General features: G+C 56.1%; 12 protein-coding genes and 1 pseudogene. 9 read left to right on the top strand and 4 right to left on the bottom strand.

What is annotated here, in order from left to right; translation table 11 throughout:
• The first annotated feature begins 14 nt into the window (after window positions 1–14).
• Window positions 15–1487 carry an inorganic phosphate transporter gene (locus HBN61_RS03620; protein ID WP_169963270.1) on the top strand — a complete coding sequence of 491 codons (1473 nt, stop codon included), beginning with the start codon at window positions 15–17 and terminating at the stop codon, window positions 1485–1487.
• Between the two features lie 194 nt (window positions 1488–1681).
• Here the strand turns inward: HBN61_RS03620 and ccoM are convergent, their stop codons facing one another.
• From ccoM to HBN61_RS03610, 3 genes are all read right to left on the bottom strand, one after another.
• A complete protein-coding gene (gene ccoM, locus HBN61_RS22800; protein ID WP_019411060.1) occupies window positions 1682–1795 on the bottom strand; it encodes a cytochrome c oxidase subunit CcoM in 114 nt (37 codons plus the stop codon).
• A 142-nt stretch (window positions 1796–1937) separates the two neighbouring features.
• Entirely contained in the window at window positions 1938–2099 is a 162-nt protein-coding gene (locus HBN61_RS03615) for a hypothetical protein (RefSeq protein WP_094993601.1), read from the bottom strand.
• 75 nt (window positions 2100–2174) lie between these two features.
• On the bottom strand, window positions 2175–2510 hold the full coding sequence (locus HBN61_RS03610; RefSeq protein ID WP_094993602.1) for an aspartate-semialdehyde dehydrogenase: 336 nt from the start codon (window positions 2508–2510) through the stop codon (window positions 2175–2177).
• A gap of 172 nt (window positions 2511–2682) precedes the next feature.
• On the opposite strand from HBN61_RS03610, the gene rapA reads away from it, so the two are divergent.
• From rapA to HBN61_RS03595, 3 genes and pseudogenes are all read left to right on the top strand, one after another.
• A complete protein-coding gene (gene rapA, locus HBN61_RS03605; RefSeq protein WP_094993603.1) occupies window positions 2683–5529 on the top strand; it encodes an RNA polymerase-associated protein RapA in 2847 nt (948 codons plus the stop codon).
• 278 nt (window positions 5530–5807) lie between these two features.
• Window positions 5808–8012 (top strand): putative bifunctional diguanylate cyclase/phosphodiesterase, encoded by a 2205-nt coding sequence (locus HBN61_RS03600; RefSeq protein ID WP_170046193.1) that lies wholly within the window; start codon window positions 5808–5810, stop codon window positions 8010–8012.
• A 213-nt stretch (window positions 8013–8225) separates the two neighbouring features.
• A pseudogene (locus tag HBN61_RS03595) lies at window positions 8226–10408 on the top strand (hypothetical protein).
• A gap of 145 nt (window positions 10409–10553) precedes the next feature.
• Here the strand turns inward: HBN61_RS03595 and HBN61_RS03590 are convergent.
• Window positions 10554–10859, bottom strand: a complete 306-nt coding sequence (locus tag HBN61_RS03590; RefSeq protein ID WP_094993606.1) for a DUF2288 domain-containing protein — start codon at window positions 10857–10859, stop codon at window positions 10554–10556.
• Between the two features lie 363 nt (window positions 10860–11222).
• Here HBN61_RS03590 and HBN61_RS03585 point away from each other — a divergent pair, with 363 nt between their 5' ends.
• The 5 genes from HBN61_RS03585 to HBN61_RS03565 all read left to right on the top strand — a co-directional run bounded on the left by HBN61_RS03585 (window position 11223) and on the right by HBN61_RS03565 (window position 16235).
• Window positions 11223–12344, top strand: a complete 1122-nt coding sequence (locus HBN61_RS03585) for a branched-chain amino acid ABC transporter substrate-binding protein (protein WP_047274099.1) — start codon at window positions 11223–11225, stop codon at window positions 12342–12344.
• A gap of 248 nt (window positions 12345–12592) precedes the next feature.
• Window positions 12593–13516, top strand: a complete 924-nt coding sequence (livH, locus tag HBN61_RS03580) for a high-affinity branched-chain amino acid ABC transporter permease LivH (protein WP_047274097.1) — start codon at window positions 12593–12595, stop codon at window positions 13514–13516.
• On the top strand, window positions 13513–14769 hold the full coding sequence (locus tag HBN61_RS03575; RefSeq protein WP_170046192.1) for a high-affinity branched-chain amino acid ABC transporter permease LivM: 1257 nt from the start codon (window positions 13513–13515) through the stop codon (window positions 14767–14769). Before livH ends, HBN61_RS03575 begins: the two co-directional genes overlap by 4 nt.
• Window positions 14766–15533, top strand: a complete 768-nt coding sequence (gene livG, locus HBN61_RS03570) for a high-affinity branched-chain amino acid ABC transporter ATP-binding protein LivG (protein ID WP_169963264.1) — start codon at window positions 14766–14768, stop codon at window positions 15531–15533. The genes HBN61_RS03575 and livG overlap by 4 nt, the downstream gene beginning before the upstream one ends.
• Window positions 15534–16235 carry an ABC transporter ATP-binding protein gene (locus HBN61_RS03565; protein ID WP_094993609.1) on the top strand — a complete coding sequence of 234 codons (702 nt, stop codon included), beginning with the start codon at window positions 15534–15536 and terminating at the stop codon, window positions 16233–16235. It abuts the gene before it with no gap.
• Window positions 16236–16319: the final 84 nt, after the last annotated feature.

Genomic DNA, 16319 nt, shown 5'->3' with positions numbered 1-16319 from the left:
GTCAGAAAACCTTCATGATCGATCTATTAAGCGGATTGGATGCCTGGGTTCTTGTCAGCCTCTTCTTCGCCCTAGCCTTTGTTCTCGCGTTTGAGTTCATCAACGGCTTTCATGACACCGCGAATGCGGTAGCGACTGTCATCTACACCAAAGCCATGCCGCCTCACCTGGCGGTGTTCTTTTCCGGTGTGTTCAATTTTCTCGGCGTTTTGCTGGGCGGTGTGGGCGTGGCGTACGCCATTGTTCACTTGCTGCCGGTCGAACTGCTGGTCAATGTGAATACCGGACATGGCCTGGCCATGGTGTTCTCACTGCTTGCTGCAGCCATTACCTGGAACCTGGGTACCTGGTACTTCGGCATCCCGGCCTCCAGCTCCCACACCCTGATCGGTTCGATCCTGGGCGTCGGCCTGGCCAACGCATTGATTACCGGTATCCCGGTGAGTGATGGCGTGAACTGGCAGAAGGCAATCGACATTGGTGCGTCATTGGTGTTCTCGCCGCTGGCAGGCTTTGTTGTGGCAGGTTTGCTGCTGGTAGGCCTCAAATGGTGGCGTCCGAACTCCAAGATGCACAAGACGCCCGAGCAGCGTCGCAAGCTGGATGACAAGAAGCACCCGCCGTTCTGGAACCGTCTGGTACTGGTGATCTCGGCCATGACCGTCAGCTTCGTGCACGGCTCCAACGATGGCCAGAAGGGAATCGGCCTGATCATGCTGGTATTGATCGGTATCGTGCCGAGTGCCTTCGTACTTGACCTCAACAGCACGACCTATCAGATCGAACGCACACGGGACGCGACCCTGCACTTGAGTCAGTTCTATCAGCGTAATCACACAAGCCTGAGCGAGTTTCTGGCTTTGGGCAAAAGCGTGAAAGACGACCTGCCAGGTGAGTTCCGCTGCAACCCGCAACAAACCGAGCCGACCATCGCAGCCTTGCTCAGTTCGTTGAAAGGGGTCGAGAATTACCAGTCGTTGTCGGCCGAAAAACGTATCGAGATCCGCCGTTACCTGCTTTGCCTGGATGACACGGCAAAGAAAGTCAGCAAATTGCCGGTCCTGGAGCCGCGCGAGAAAGCAGACCTCGAAAAACTGCGTAAAGACCTGACAGCCACCACGGAATACGCTCCGTTCTGGGTCATTCTGGCTGTCGCGCTGGCCTTGGGCCTGGGCACCATGGTGGGCTGGAAACGCGTGGTCAAAACCATCGGTGAGAAGATCGGCAAACAAGGCATGACCTATGCACAGGGTATGGCGGCACAGATCACCACGACCTTTGCCATTGGCCTGGCCAACATCTTCGCCTTGCCTGTCTCCACGACCCACATTCTGTCGTCGGGTGTCGCGGGCACAATGGTTGCGAACAAAAGCGGCCTGCAAGGCAACACCATCAAGACCATCCTGATGGCCTGGGTGCTGACGTTGCCCGCAACGATTGCACTTTCTGCAGCGTTATTCTGGCTGGCTTCCAAAGCCCTCGCCTAAATAACAAACGCACTAAAAAAGGTACGCTCCGGACGGGGCGTACCTTTTTTTTGTCTGATGCGGGCACTCACAGCGCACTTAATTCATTACCTGGCAACCACCTCACACACTTGCACAAAACACACACGCAAAAAAATAGGCGACCGAAGTCGCCCAAAATGCCTTGCGTGCTCGTGTATCGAAAAGACCCGGCGCTACTTATTGCGCTTCTGGGAATCTTTCCAGATAAAAATCCCCAAACCCGCGAAAAACAGGACCATGAGGCCGACGGTAAGTACTCCAGCGATAACCACATTATCGAGAAACATGACGGCCTCCTGCGCGTGTTTGTTTGTGTGTAACCAGAATAACCAGACGCGCAGGCAGAGAACTTGACCGGGATCAATAGTGGCCACAGCTTCGAGGACGTTAGGGGTAATAGTTGACGCAGATCAGGGAAAACGCCGCAGTTCAGCGTTTTTTAGGCTTTTTTTTCGGTTTCTTCTTGGCACTTGTCAGGGGCATAGCCTGTTCAAACGCCTGACGCACTTCTTTAAGGCGCTTTTCATTAAGGTCATGCACGCGCTTGGCACGCTCGGCGCCGAGGTCTACCAGCTTGCTGTCTTGGCTCATACGGAATGGGATCACTGTCGATGTGTCGGCAAGGGCCAATAATGCGGCGCGCCAGCCGAGCTGGCCAGAAAAATTTCACACCTCTATGTCCACCCACTGCCCCTGGCGCGGCGCACCGTCGATCAACGGTGAGACAGGCACAGTATTGTCCCCATTCAATTCGTCCCCCGGCACGATCACCACTTCGTGCGGCGCATCCTGTGCTTCACGACGCCGCTTTTCCTGCTGGCGTCGCTGCTCTTCACGCAACAACAGCGAGGCCTGATCGGGGTCCTGATTCTTCAAGTTGATCGTGCTATCGCCTGAGCTAGCTTGCGCAGGCACTACAGGCGGAATATCCGGACGCGGGCGCACCGGATCCTGTTGGGAGGTGACCGGTACCACACTGATGGGAAGAATCGGCGGCAGCATACTTATTGTTCTCCTGTTTTCAGGCTGTCGGCCCGACGCAGATTGACTTGAGACGCCCGTTAAATCCGGCGGCAGCCTGAACGACGTCGATCAGGTTTTTATCAGAGACCTTTGGTCTCAGGCCCTCGTTCCGTTAATATACTCGGCTTTTTCAAAGCGGGAGTCAGGCAGCATGGCGCAGCAGTATCAACCGGGGCAACGCTGGATTAGTGACAGCGAAGCTGAGCTAGGTTTAGGCACCGTTCTGGCACAGGACGGTCGCTTGTTGACCGTGCTCTATCCGGCCACTGGCGAAACCCGTCAATATTCGCTGCGCAACGCACCGCTCACGCGCGTACGTTTCTCGCCGGGTGACACCATCATCCACTTCGAAGGCTGGAAAATGACCGTGCGCGAAGTCGAAGATGTCGACGGGCTCATGGTCTATCACGGTCTCAACGAGCAAAACGAAGTCGTGACCCTGCCAGAAACCCAACTGTCGAACTTCATTCAGTTCCGCTTGGCGAGCGACCGTCTGTTCGCCGGGCAAATTGACCCGCTTTCCTGGTTTTCGTTGCGTTATCACACCCTCGAGCACACTAGCCGCCAGCTGCAATCGCCGCTGTGGGGGCTGGGTGGCGTGCGTGCGCAACCGATTGCTCACCAGTTGCACATCGCCCGTGAAGTCGCAGACCGCATTGCGCCACGCGTACTGCTGGCTGACGAAGTGGGCCTGGGCAAGACCATCGAAGCCGGCCTGGTGATTCATCGCCAACTGCTCAGTGGCCGTGCCAGCCGCGTGCTGATCGTGGTTCCCGAGAACCTGCAGCATCAGTGGCTGGTTGAGATGCGTCGTCGCTTCAACCTTGAAGTCGCGCTGTTTGATGAAGAACGCTTTATTGAAAGCGATGCCAGCAACCCGTTCGAAGACACCCAGCTCGCGCTGGTGGCGCTGGAATGGCTGGTGGACGACGAAAAAGCCCAGGACGCGCTGTTCGCCGCCGGTTGGGACCTGTTGGTGGTCGACGAAGCTCACCACCTGGTGTGGCACGAAGACAATGTCAGCCCCGAGTACGCGCTGGTTGAACAACTGGCCGAAACTATCCCCGGCGTCCTGTTACTGACAGCAACCCCCGAACAGTTGGGCCAGGACAGCCACTTTGCCCGTCTGCGCCTGCTTGACCCAAACCGCTTCCACGATCTGGCGGCTTTCCGTGCTGAAAGCGAAAACTACCGCCCGGTAGCCCAGGCTGTGCAAGAGCTGCTGGATAAGGGCCGGCTGTCGCCAGAAGCCCAAAAAACCATCCACGGTTTCCTCGGCGCCGAAGGCGATGCCCTGTTGGCGGAAGTCAACGCCGGGGATGCTGAAGCCAGCGCCCGTCTGGTGCGCGAACTGTTGGACCGTCACGGCACCGGCCGCGTGCTGTTTCGTAATACCCGCGCCGCAGTACAAGGCTTTCCGGAGCGCAAGCTGCACGCGTATCCACTGCCCTGCCCGGACGAATACCTTGAACTACCGCTGGGTGATCACCCCGAGCTGTACCCCGAAGTCAGCTTCCAGTCGCAGCCGGACATCAGCGAAGAACAACGCTGGTGGAACTTTGACCCGCGCGTCGAGTGGCTGATCGACACGCTCAAAATGCTCAAGCGCACCAAAGTGCTGGTGATCTGTGCCCATGCCGAGACTGCAATGGATCTGGAAGACGCCCTGCGCGTTCGTTCCGGCATCCCGGCCACGGTGTTCCACGAAGGGATGAACATTCTGGAGCGCGACCGTGCAGCGGCGTACTTCGCTGACGAAGAGTTCGGCGCGCAAGTATTGATCTGCTCGGAAATCGGCAGTGAAGGCCGCAACTTCCAGTTTGCCCACCATCTGGTGCTGTTCGACCTGCCATCGCACCCCGACTTGCTCGAACAACGGATCGGCCGTCTGGACCGTATCGGCCAGAAGCACGTGATCGAACTGCACGTTCCCTACCTCGAAACCAGCCCGCAACAGCGCCTGTTCCAGTGGTACAACGAAGCGCTAAACGCGTTCCTCAACACTTGCCCGACTGGCAACGCATTGCAACATCAGTTTGGTCCGCGCCTGCTGCCGTTGCTCGAAGCTGCTGACGATGACCAATGGCAAGCGCTGATCGACGAAGCCCGCACCGAGCGCGAGCGTCTTGAACAAGAGCTGCACACCGGCCGCGACCGCTTGCTGGAGCTGAACTCCGGCGGCGCAGGCGAAGGTGAAGCGCTGGTTGAAGCGATCCTTGAGCAAGACGATCAATTCGCTCTGCCGATCTACATGGAAACCCTGTTCAACGCGTTCGGTATCGACAGCGAAGACCATTCCGAAAACGCCCTGATCCTCAAGCCCAGCGAGAAAATGCTGGATGCGAGCTTCCCGCTGGGTGACGACGAAGGTGTGACCATCACCTACGATCGCAATCAGGCGCTGTCTCGCGAAGACATGCAGTTCATCACTTGGGAACACCCGATGGTGCAGGGCGGCATGGACTTGGTGCTGTCCGGCTCGATGGGTAACACTGCCGTCGCACTGATCAAAAACAAGGCCCTCAAGCCCGGCACGGTATTGCTTGAACTGATTTACGTCAGCGAAGTGGTTGCCCCGCGCGCTCTGCAACTTGGCCGCTACCTGCCTCCTGCTGCCTTGCGTTGCCTGCTCGACGCTAACGGCAATGACCTGTCATCGCGTGTTTCTTTCGACACCCTGAATGAACAACTGGAAAGCGTACCGCGGGCCAGCGCCAACAAGTTCGTACAGGCACAGCGTGACCAGCTCACGCCGAAGATCAACGCCGGTGAAGCCAAAATCGCACCGCGTCACGCCGAGCGTGTGGCTGAGGCCCAGCGTCGTCTGGCGGCTGACACAGAAGAAGAACTGGCACGCCTGACCGCGTTGCAGGCGGTCAACCCGAGTGTGCGTGATAGTGAACTCGTAGCGCTGCGCAAACAGCGCGAACAAGGCCTGGCCATGCTTGAAAAAGCAGCGTTGCGCCTCGAAGCCATTCGCGTACTGGTCGCTGGCTGACAGTGGGGAAGCAGCGGCGACAGCGGGTTGCAACCCTCGCTGTCGCCGCCCCCCACATTCACAGGTTAAAAACGCCTCCCTTATTACAACGGCCAATTAAGTGCTGCAACGCAACGCGGCAGCCGTCTTGGCTACCTGGTTATAAAAAAAAATCCTGTCATAGCAAAATGATAAGCATCATCTTGCCATCATTCTTTTTTCCTACATTCCACCTTCTACACTTCAGAGCAAGCTAGCGCCTGACGACTAGTACCCTGCACTCAGTGTTGAGGCATGCAATGGAATGGCTGGGATTGCAGTTTATTGGAGACAACACCGCTGACGGGCAACTGCTGATGACGAGCAGCCATAACCCGTACCTGGTGGTCCTGGCCTTCCTGGTCGCCTGCGCGGCCTGCCTCGCTACGTTGCATATGTATGAGCGGGCGTGCAACGCAGAAAAACCTGCAGCCAAAACCGTATGGCGCTGGATAGGGGCCAGCTCGTTAGCAGGCGGTATTTGGGCCATGCACTTCATCTGCATGCTCGCTTTCGAATCCCCGCTCAACGTCCATTACGACTTGGGCATCACCATAGGCTCGCTGTTTATCGCCCTGCTCTCAGCCGCGATTGCCATGCTGGCTCTTCTTCAGACCCCTGTCACACGCCGCCGCCTGGTACTTGCAGCGCTCGTTTTCGGCTTAGGCATTTGCACTATGCATTACGTGGGCATGTCGGCCATGCACTCCAGCCATTTGCAGCAGTACGACCCTGTGCTGTTCGCGCTGTCGCTGCTGATTGCCGTAGCAGCAAGTTATGCCACCTTGGTGCTGGCCCGCTCACTGCGCAGCACCAGCGGTCTGGCCTATCAGTTCTTCAAATACTTCATCAGTCTGGCAGCCGGTCTGGCCATCCTCAGCGTTCACTTCATCGGCATGTGGGCCATGCACACCTATACCCCGCCAGAGGGCGCGTTTCAGGTGACGATTGAAAACAATCACTGGCAACTGGCATTGACGGTGGCACTGATTACCCTGCTGCTAATCGGCAGCAGTATCAGCGCCGCGTTGGTCGACAAAAAACTGCAACTCAAAGAGCACGACCTGAGACGGGTCAACGCGCTGCTTAGCCAGTTGGACCAAGCGCGCGCGTCATTGCAGCAAGTGGCGCATTACGATCCGCTGACCAACTTGATCAACCGTCGGGGCTTTAATCAACTGTTTGCCGAAAAGCTGATTGAGCGTGCCAGTAACAACAGCATGCTGGCCGTGATGTTTCTCGACATTGACCACTTCAAGCGTATTAACGACAGCCTGGGTCACGATGCGGGTGATGAGCTTCTCAAAGTGATTGCCGCGCAAATCAAAAGTGCGACGCGTAATCATGAAGACGTGGTGGCGCGTTTTGGCGGCGATGAGTTCTGCATTCTGTTCAACCTGAACAGCCGCGAAGAAGCGCGAAACATGGCCCAGCGGATCATGCTCAAAATGAAAGAGCCGATTGAGCTGGCGGGCCGTAACATGGTGATGACGACCAGTATCGGGATCAGCGTATTCCCCGATGATGGCAACACAATTGATGAGCTTCTCAAGCATGCTGACCTTGCGCTGTATCAATCCAAGGACGCCGGGCGCAACAGCCTGCATTTCTTCAGCTCAAACCTTAAAGCCCGTGCTTCGCTTGAATTGCAGATAGAGGAGGAACTGCGCATGGCAATGCGCGGCGATCACGGATTGTTTCTGCACTATCAGCCTATTTTCGATCTGAAAACAGGCTTGGTCGCCAAGCTTGAAGCCTTGGTGCGCTGGCAACATCCCGAGCACGGGTTGCTGGGGCCGGAGCGTTTCATACACATTGCTGAAGCCAACGGCCTGATCGCCGAACTCGACAATTGGGTACTGCGCAAAGCTTGCCAGGACTTGGCAACCCTGACGGCACTGGGTTGGACGGATATCAGCGTCGCCGTTAACTGCTCGGCGCTGAATCTGGTGCGCGTCGAGCTGGCTGACGAAGTTGAAAGCGCCCTGTGCTCAAGCGGCCTGAGTGCCAGTCGCCTGGAGCTTGAGGTCACTGAAAACGCGTTGATGGGCAATATCAACAACACTTCGCAATTACTGCGCCAGATCCGCGCGTTGGGCGTCTTACTGTCCATAGACGACTTTGGCACCGGCTACTCTTCCCTTGCCTACTTAAAGCGCCTGCCACTGAACACGTTGAAGATTGATCGGTCCTTCATTCAAGACATCCCCAACTCCAGCCAGGACATGGAGATCGTTCAGGCCATCATCGTCATGGCCCATACCCTGCACCTGCAAGTGGTGACTGAGGGTGTTGAAACTCACCAGCAATTCGCCTTCCTCAATCAGTACAACTGTGACTTTATTCAGGGTTACCTGTTGAGTCGCCCCGTGCCGTTTGAAGAACTGCACGCGCTGCTGCAGCAGCTCAATAAAAGCACGCTGGCGAGCCTGGATTTCAGTACGTTTCAGCTCTCAAGCCAGTAAATTGCCAGCATCCTTGCCATGGCTTGAAAACAGTCATTAAAGAACCTCCGGTTCAGGCCGATTCTTTTCTATCCGCGCCGTTTAAAACCCTTATACAAAATAGGGATGACGCGCCGCGAACGCCTGATCGCCCCGTAAATACGCGATTACCACCCCCGTATTGGCCTGTTGAATGTTCCTCAACAGTCGTCCAGCCCTGACAGATGGCAAACAATGACGTCGAACAATAATGCGACACCCTTGGTCTCTGACGTGTCTCTGAAAACAATAAACGAGCCCCAACGTTCATCGAACAGTTACTCAAGTCAGCAGCCACTGGCTACCCAGCAATACCTCTACTTCACCGAAACCAATACCGACCGGATCCTCGAAAACCTCGACGGCTTGCGGGATATCGTCTTCCCACAACCGGAACTGGTTGAGGGTGACAGCGAAAGCCGTGCCGACCAGCAATTCCCTTCGGTGTGCCTGATCGGGCTGGGCCGTTGCGGCTCCAACATTGCCCTGGATGTGGCCGAGTTGGTGTACAACGCACGCAAGTTCTATCTCAACGAATTCAACACGGTAGACCCGCGTCACGAAGACAAGCGCTACAGCCCCGGACAATGGATTCGCAATAACCTGCGCCTGGTGCACAACAAACCGGCCAAACCGGTATTTCTGGTGGAGCCGCTGGTGCTGTTGGGGGATCTGGACAAGGACATCGCCGGGCGTATCCGTTTTTCGCGCAAGAGCGAAAAAAGTAACTTCATCCGCGATTACAGCAAGATGAAGATCATGGATTTGTCGGAAGTTCACGCTGGCGGCGCGGGTAATGCACCTATTTTGGGTCAGTACCTGGCCAAGATCATTCTCAACAAAGATGCGCAGCGCTTTTCCAGCCCGGACTGGAAACTGATCCACTCCTACCTGATCGACTCCTGCGGTATCAAGGCTAACCAGTCACGCTTGTATTTCTCGATCTTCAGCGCCGGCGGCGGTACAGGCTCGGGCATGGCTTCGGAGTTCGGCCTGGCGCAACAGTTTTCGTACATGAACAAAACCTTCGACACTAAACCGGCCGACGAGCACGACAGCAAAAGCGGCCACGCCTTTGTCTTCGAGCCCATCTTCACCAGCGGCATTTGCGTGCTGCCGAACATCTCGGATCATCGCAGCGAAATGTCCGAGGCGCTGCACATCAATGCCGGTCGCCTGCTGTGCAAGTACCTGTCCGAAGAATGGGACTTTTCATACAACTTCGATAACGAAGACTGCAGTGAAGCCAGTGTCATGGGGCGCATTCGCCCCTGGAACGCCATGATGCTGATTTCCAACGACATCATGCGTTATGCCGAACAAAGCGATGACGGCACGATTCAGAACATCGACGTCAACGCGATGGAAAAGCACGCCAACCAATATATTTCACAACAGATTTTCAACATTCTTACAGCTCAGGCGGTCACTACTGACTACGACCAGAATTACTTCCGACGCGCCGGTATCGATATTGGTGAAACCATCCGCCTCGACGCCAACGACCTGTTCATGAGCTTGGCCGGGCCTGTGGCGATTGCCTACGCGGAATCGGTCGTGCCGGAGCAACCGGTGCCGGGCACGGACAAATTCAAAGTGTTCGAAAAAGAGCCGCCACGGCTGGACATTGATGACCTGTTTTTCCGCTCCATCGATTTGCCGCACTTCAACAAGGACACCCAAGCCATCGAGGGCATCAGCCTGTTGCCCATCGAATCCCAGCGCTACCGGGCAGCGCTGGAGCAATACAAGCACTCGGGCTATGACGCTGCCGCCCTGCACGACCTGCACTTCTTCAAGAACTGCTCATCGGTGGTGTCCATCGTGTCCCTGCCCAAGGATTACAAGCTGTCATACATGGACTTGAACCGTCTCAAGACCCACCTCAACAGCCTGTTCCCCAACACCACCCTCAAGCGGTATGCGCTGGTGATCGGCGCCTCGGCCAACCTGTCGTTGACCACCCTGATCGCGAAAAGCCCATGCCTGTCGGATGATTTTCTGACGTTGATAGTGGCATTTATCAAACGCTGCTTTGCCCGTAATCCTTACCGATTTGATGACACGCTGGACGACTCGGTGCTGGAGTTCATCACCGGGGAGCACTTCGATGAAAGCCGGATCGATGAGTTGCTCAACGAATTCGAAAACCCGGCGAAAATTCTCGACACCAACTGGTACGCCATCAAACCGATGTACGAGAAAAAGTACCGCGAGCGATTAACGACAAAGACAAGTTTGTCTCGATCAATGACATCCGGCTTTCACGGGACTGCGTAAAAAAAGCCATCAAGTACCTGCGCGAGATCTATCGCCATCGCATCGGTAAAACACGGATTATTTCGCTCAACAGCCACACCGGGAAAACCGCGTACTGAGGCTGCGCGACAGAAAAAAAACGCCACAGCGGCAACTGTGGCGTTTCTCTACGGCAACTGGCCACTATCGAGCAACCGGTTACTGGCCTACACACTTCGGGGTGGTCATATTGGCACCAGGATCGCCCGATTTTGGTGCGAAAAATTAAATTGCTGCCCTTTCCTGGACCATGATCCAGGGCGAAACCACCACCGCCCATAGCACCGGATCACGCTTGGCAAAGTCTAACGCCTGCGTATCAGACAATTTGTCGAGGGCTCCCTCGGCCATCCACTGCGCCACTTTCCCTGCCTCATCCTGGCTCACAGCCTGCGCCGCTTCGATCAGGTCCAAATCGTCACTGACCCACAACAATTCGCCTTTGGCGAAAAACTTTTCCAAGGCTTTCCATTCGATTGTTGAGGTCTCGCCGAGCAGCTTGGCATAGAGGGTGCTAGGTTCTTCGATCATGGGGTCCACCAGGTAAAAAATGGGCGCAATGATAGCGCTGCTGACCTGGTAGAAAAACCCGGATTCAGGAGGGAGAACGAAGAAAGCGACGGGAACGAGGCGCGAAAGGGGGAGATAGCAACATTCTGTTAAATAACCTCCCTGAATTTAGCCGCCATTCTGTCTCTTTCTTTCGTTAAGGCGACATTTCCCGGTTTTTCACGCTTCAGCCCGCTATTCAATCGCTGAAGGGCCGCTCTACACTGTACCGGTACAGTTGCAGGGGGGATTGGCCGGGATTTTCGCTCAGAAACAGACCCGGTCCGGCTGCCTTGGCTTCCAGGACTATAAAAATTACAACAGAAGAGTGGAGCAACAATAAAGATGGCTATTAAGCACATGACTAAACTGTTTGCCGCTATGGTGTTGGCCGGCGTTGCCAGCCATTCGTTTGCCGCAGACACCATCAAGATCGGTATTGCCGGCGCCAAGACCGGCCCTCTGACCCAGTATGGCGACATGCAGTTCTCGGGCGCCAAGATGGCCATTGAGCAGATCAACGCCAAAGGCGGGGTAGACGGCAAAAAGCTAGAAGTCGTTGAATACGATGACGCTTGCGAGCCCAAGCAAGCCGTCGCGGTGGCGAACAAAGTGGTTAACGACGGCGTTAAATTTGTGGTTGGCCACCTGTGCTCCAGCTCCACTCAGCCTGCTTCGGACATCTACGAAGACGAAGGCATCATCATGATTACCCCGGCCGCTACTGGCCCTGAGATCACTAACCGTGGTTACAAAATGGTGTTCCGCACCATCGGTCTGGACAGCGCCCAAGGCCCGGCTGCTGGTAACTACATTGCCGATCACGTCAAACCGAAAATCGTCGCTGTGGTTCATGACAAGCAGCAGTACGGTGAAGGTATTGCCAGTGCGGTGAAAAAAACCCTCGAAGACAAAGGCGTGAAAGTAGCGGTCTTCGAAGGCATCAACCCAGGCGAAAAAGACTATTCCTCCCTGATTGGCAAGCTCAAGCAAGCCAATGTCGATTTCGTTTACTACGGTGGTTACCACCCGGAACTGGGGTTGATCCTGCGTCAGGCTAAAGAAAAAGGCCTGAACGCCAAGTTCATGGGCCCTGAAGGCGTGGGCAATGACTCTATCTCGCAAATCGCTCAGAACGCTTCCGAAGGGCTCCTGGTAACCCTGCCGCAAGCATTCGATAAGGACCCGGCAAACCAGCCATTAGTTGAAGCTTTCGCTGCCAAGAAAGAAGACCCCAGCGGCCCGTTCGTATTTCCGGCCTACGCGGCTGTAGAAGTAATTGCGCAAGGTATCGCGCAAGCCAAGAGCGAAGACCCGGCCAAAGTGGCAGAAGCCATCCACAAAGGTTCTTTCAAAACCCCTACCGGCGAGTTGACCTTCGACGAGAAAGGCGACGTGAAGAACTTCAAATTCGTCGTCTACGAATGGCATTTCGGCAAACCTAAAACCGAAGTCAGCCCTCAATAAGGGCCGCGTGTTGATCTGACAACGAAGCCCACTGCACAGCGGTGGGCTTTGTTTTACGGACGTTCGTTGGACTGAATTGGGGCTGCGTTTTCGTGATCCGAAAGCCTGTCCACCTGAAAATCTTTAAAACCGTCACCAGCGGTTCGCTGGGAGAAGGCTTGTGCGCCAAGTGGATGCAAATCCACACCGCCAAGCCCGGAAAATGACTCCACCAGTGAAATGCGTCTCAGGTTTTTAGGAGCTTGGTAATGCCTGACATCTATCACTTTTTCCAAATGCTGGTTAACGGCCTCAACGTTGGCAGCACCTATGCCCTCATCGCCATCGGCTACACGATGGTGTACGGCATTATTGGAATGATCAACTTCGCCCACGGCGAGGTGTACATGATTGGTTCCTACATCGCGTTTATCGCCATTGCCGGACTGACCATGATGGGGCTGGACAGCGTGCCGTTGCTGATGACGGCAGCGTTCCTCGCCAGCATTGTGGTGACCAGTGCCTACGGCTACAGCATCGAACGGGTTGCCTACCGTCCGTTGCGCGGCAGCAACCGCCTGATCCCTTTGATCTCTGCCATTGGTATGTCGATCTTCCTGCAAAACATGGTGCTCTTGTCACAGGACTCAAAAGACAAATCCATCCCGAACCTGATTCCGGGAGGCTTCACCTTCGGGCCGGGTGGCGCGAGCGAAGTGGTTATTTCCTACATGCAGATTGTGGTCTTCATCGTCACCTTCCTTGCCATGCTGGGCCTGACGCTGTTCATCTCCCGTTCACGCTTGGGCCGCGCCTGCCGCGCCTGTGCCGAAGACATGAAGATGGCTAACCTGCTGGGCATCAATACCAACAACGTGATTGCGCTGACCTTTGTGATTGGTGCTGCTCTGGCCGCCGTCGCGGCGGTTCTGATCAGCGTGCAATACGGTGTGATCAACCCGAACGCCGGTTTTCTGGTGGGGCTCAAAGCCTTTACCGCCGCCGTGCTGGGGGGTATCGGCAGCATTCCTGGCGCCATGCTGGGCGGGCTGGTACTGGGTGTAGCTGAAGCCTTTGGCGCTGATATTTTCGGCGACCAATACAAAGACGTTGTGGCGTTTGGCCTGCTGGTATTGGTGCTGTTGTTCCGTCCGACCGGCATTCTGGGGCGTCCGGAGATCGAAAAAGTATGACTAGGCATCTTAAATCGGCGTTCTTTAGCGCCCTGTTGGTCTGGGCTGTGGCCTACCCGGTACTGGGTCTGAAACTGACCATCGTCGGCATCAACATTGAAGTTCACAACACCAGCACTTTCACGCTCAGCGTGATTGCCCTCTGTTCGTTGCTGATGTTTGTGCGCGTGTTGTTCAACCAGCAATTGAGCGCTGCCTGGAAAGCTTCGCCCAACCTGCCGAAAGTCCCTGCCAAAGCCTCTAACTTTCTGACATTGCCCAGCACTCAGCGCTGGATCATCCTCGGTCTGGTGGTGGTGGCTCTGGTGTGGCCGTTCTATGGCTCTCGTGGCGCTGTGGACATTGCAACCCTGATCCTGATCTACGTGATGCTGGGCCTTGGCTTGAACATCGTGGTGGGGCTCGCGGGCTTGCTGGACCTGGGTTATGTCGGTTTTTATGCCGTCGGCGCCTACACCTACGCGTTGCTGTCGCACTTTTTTGGCTTCAGCTTCTGGGTGTGCCTGCCTCTGGCGGGCCTGATGGCTGCCACCTTCGGCTTTTTGCTGGGGTTCCCGGTCTTGCGTTTGCGGGGTGACTATCTGGCCATCGTAACGCTGGGGTTCGGCGAGATCATTCGCCTGTTCCTGCGTAACCTGACCGACATCACCGGCGGCCCAAACGGCATCAGCAACATCCCTAAGCCCACGCTGTTCGGATTGAGTTTCGACCGCACCGCTGCCGAGGGCATGCAGACATTCCACGAATACTTCGGCATCCCCTATAACTCGATCAACAAGGTGATTTTCCTGTACCTGATCGCGTTACTGCTGGTGCTGTTGGTACTGTTCGTGATCAACCGTTTGCTGCGCATGCCGATAGGCCGGGCCTGGGAAGCCCTGCGAGAGGACGAAATCGCCTGCCGTGCACTGGGCTTGAACCCTACCGTGATCAAGCTCTCGGCCTTCACCCTCGGTGCAACATTCGCAGGGTTTGCCGGTAGCTTCTTTGCCGCCCGCCAAGGGCTGGTGACCCCCGAATCGTTCACCTTCCTGGAGTCGGCGATCATTCTGGCCATCGTCGTGCTCGGCGGTATGGGCTCGCAGCTGGGCGTGATCTTGGCTGCGGTGGTGATGATCCTGCTCCCGGAAATGATGCGTGACTTCAGTGAATACCGGATGCTGCTGTTCGGCGCCTTGATGGTGCTGATGATGATCTGGCGTCCGCAAGGTCTGCTACCGATGCAACGTCCTCACCTGGAGCTGCGAAAATGAGCCGCGAGATTCTGAAAGTCAGCGGCCTGAGCATGCGCTTTGGCGGCTTGTTGGCGGTTAACGGCGTGGGCCTGACCGTCAAGGAAAAACAGGTGGTTTCCATGATCGGTCCTAACGGGGCCGGTAAAACCACTGTCTTCAACTGCCTGACCGGTTTCTACAAGCCCTCGGCGGGGAGCATTTTGCTCGACGGCCAGGCGATAGAAGGCCTGCCAGGTCACGAAATTGCCCGCAAGGGTGTGGTACGTACTTTCCAGAACGTGCGCCTGTTCAAGGACATGACGGCTGTTGAGAACTTGCTGATCGCTCAGCACCGTCACCTCAACACCAACTTCCTGGCAGGCCTGTTCAAAACGCCAGCCTTTCGCAAAAGCGAACACGAGGCCATGGAATACGCCGCGTACTGGCTGGACAAGGTCAACCTGACCGAGTTCGCCAACCGCCCGGCGGGCACCTTGGCCTACGGCCAGCAACGGCGTCTGGAAATCGCCCGCTGCATGATGACGCGCCCGCGCATCCTGATGCTCGACGAGCCCGCTGCCGGTTTGAACCCCAAGGAAACCGACGACCTTAAGGCGCTGATCGGTGTGCTGCGTGAAGAGCACAACGCCACCGTGTTGTTGATTGAGCACGACATGAAACTGGTGATGAGCATCTCTGACCACATCGTGGTCATCAATCAGGGCACACCGCTGGCGGACGGCACGCCGGAACAGATCCGCGACAACCCTGACGTGATCAAAGCCTATTTGGGGGAAGCGTAAATGCTGCAATTCGAAAACGTTTCAACCTTCTACGGCAAGATCCAGGCATTGCACAGCGTCAACGTCGACGTTCGTCAGGGGGAAATCGTGACCCTGATCGGCGCTAACGGTGCGGGTAAATCCACGTTGATGATGACCCTGTGCGGCTCACCACAGGCTCAAAGCGGCAGTATTCGTTATTTGGGCGAAGAACTGGTGGGGTTGAGTTCGGCGCAGATCATGCGCAAAAGCATCGCTGTGGTCCCTGAAGGACGTCGGGTCTTTGCTCGGCTGACAGTGGAAGAAAACCTCGCGATGGGCGGTTTTTTTACCGACAAGCACGAGTATCAGGAGCAAATGGACAAGGTGCTGCACCTTTTCCCGCGACTGAAAGAGCGCTTTACCCAACGTGGCGGCACCATGTCCGGTGGCGAACAACAAATGCTTGCCATTGGCCGGGCGCTGATGAGCAAGCCCAAGCTGTTGTTGCTCGATGAACCCTCACTGGGGCTGGCACCCATCATCATTCAGCAGATTTTCGACATCATCGAACAGCTGCGCAGAGAAGGTGTGACGGTGTTTCTGGTAGAGCAGAACGCCAACCAGGCCTTGAAAATTGCCGACCGCGCCTACGTGTTGGAGAACGGCCGGGTGGTGATGCAAGGCACTGGCGAGCAGTTGCTCTGCGATCCAAAAGTGCGCGACGCCTACCTCGGCGGCTAACCCTGCCCGTGACACAAGAACGGCCCTTCGGGGCCGTTTTCTTTTCCAGCGGTCATTTCACGCCCGTTGAACAGCCGCTGCTCT

The sequence above is a fragment of the Pseudomonas sp. WS 5071 genome, assembly GCF_012985765.1.
Classification (GTDB): Bacteria; Pseudomonadota; Gammaproteobacteria; order Pseudomonadales; family Pseudomonadaceae; genus Aquipseudomonas; species Aquipseudomonas lundensis_A.
This window is presented reverse-complemented; position numbering and strand designations above follow the sequence as displayed.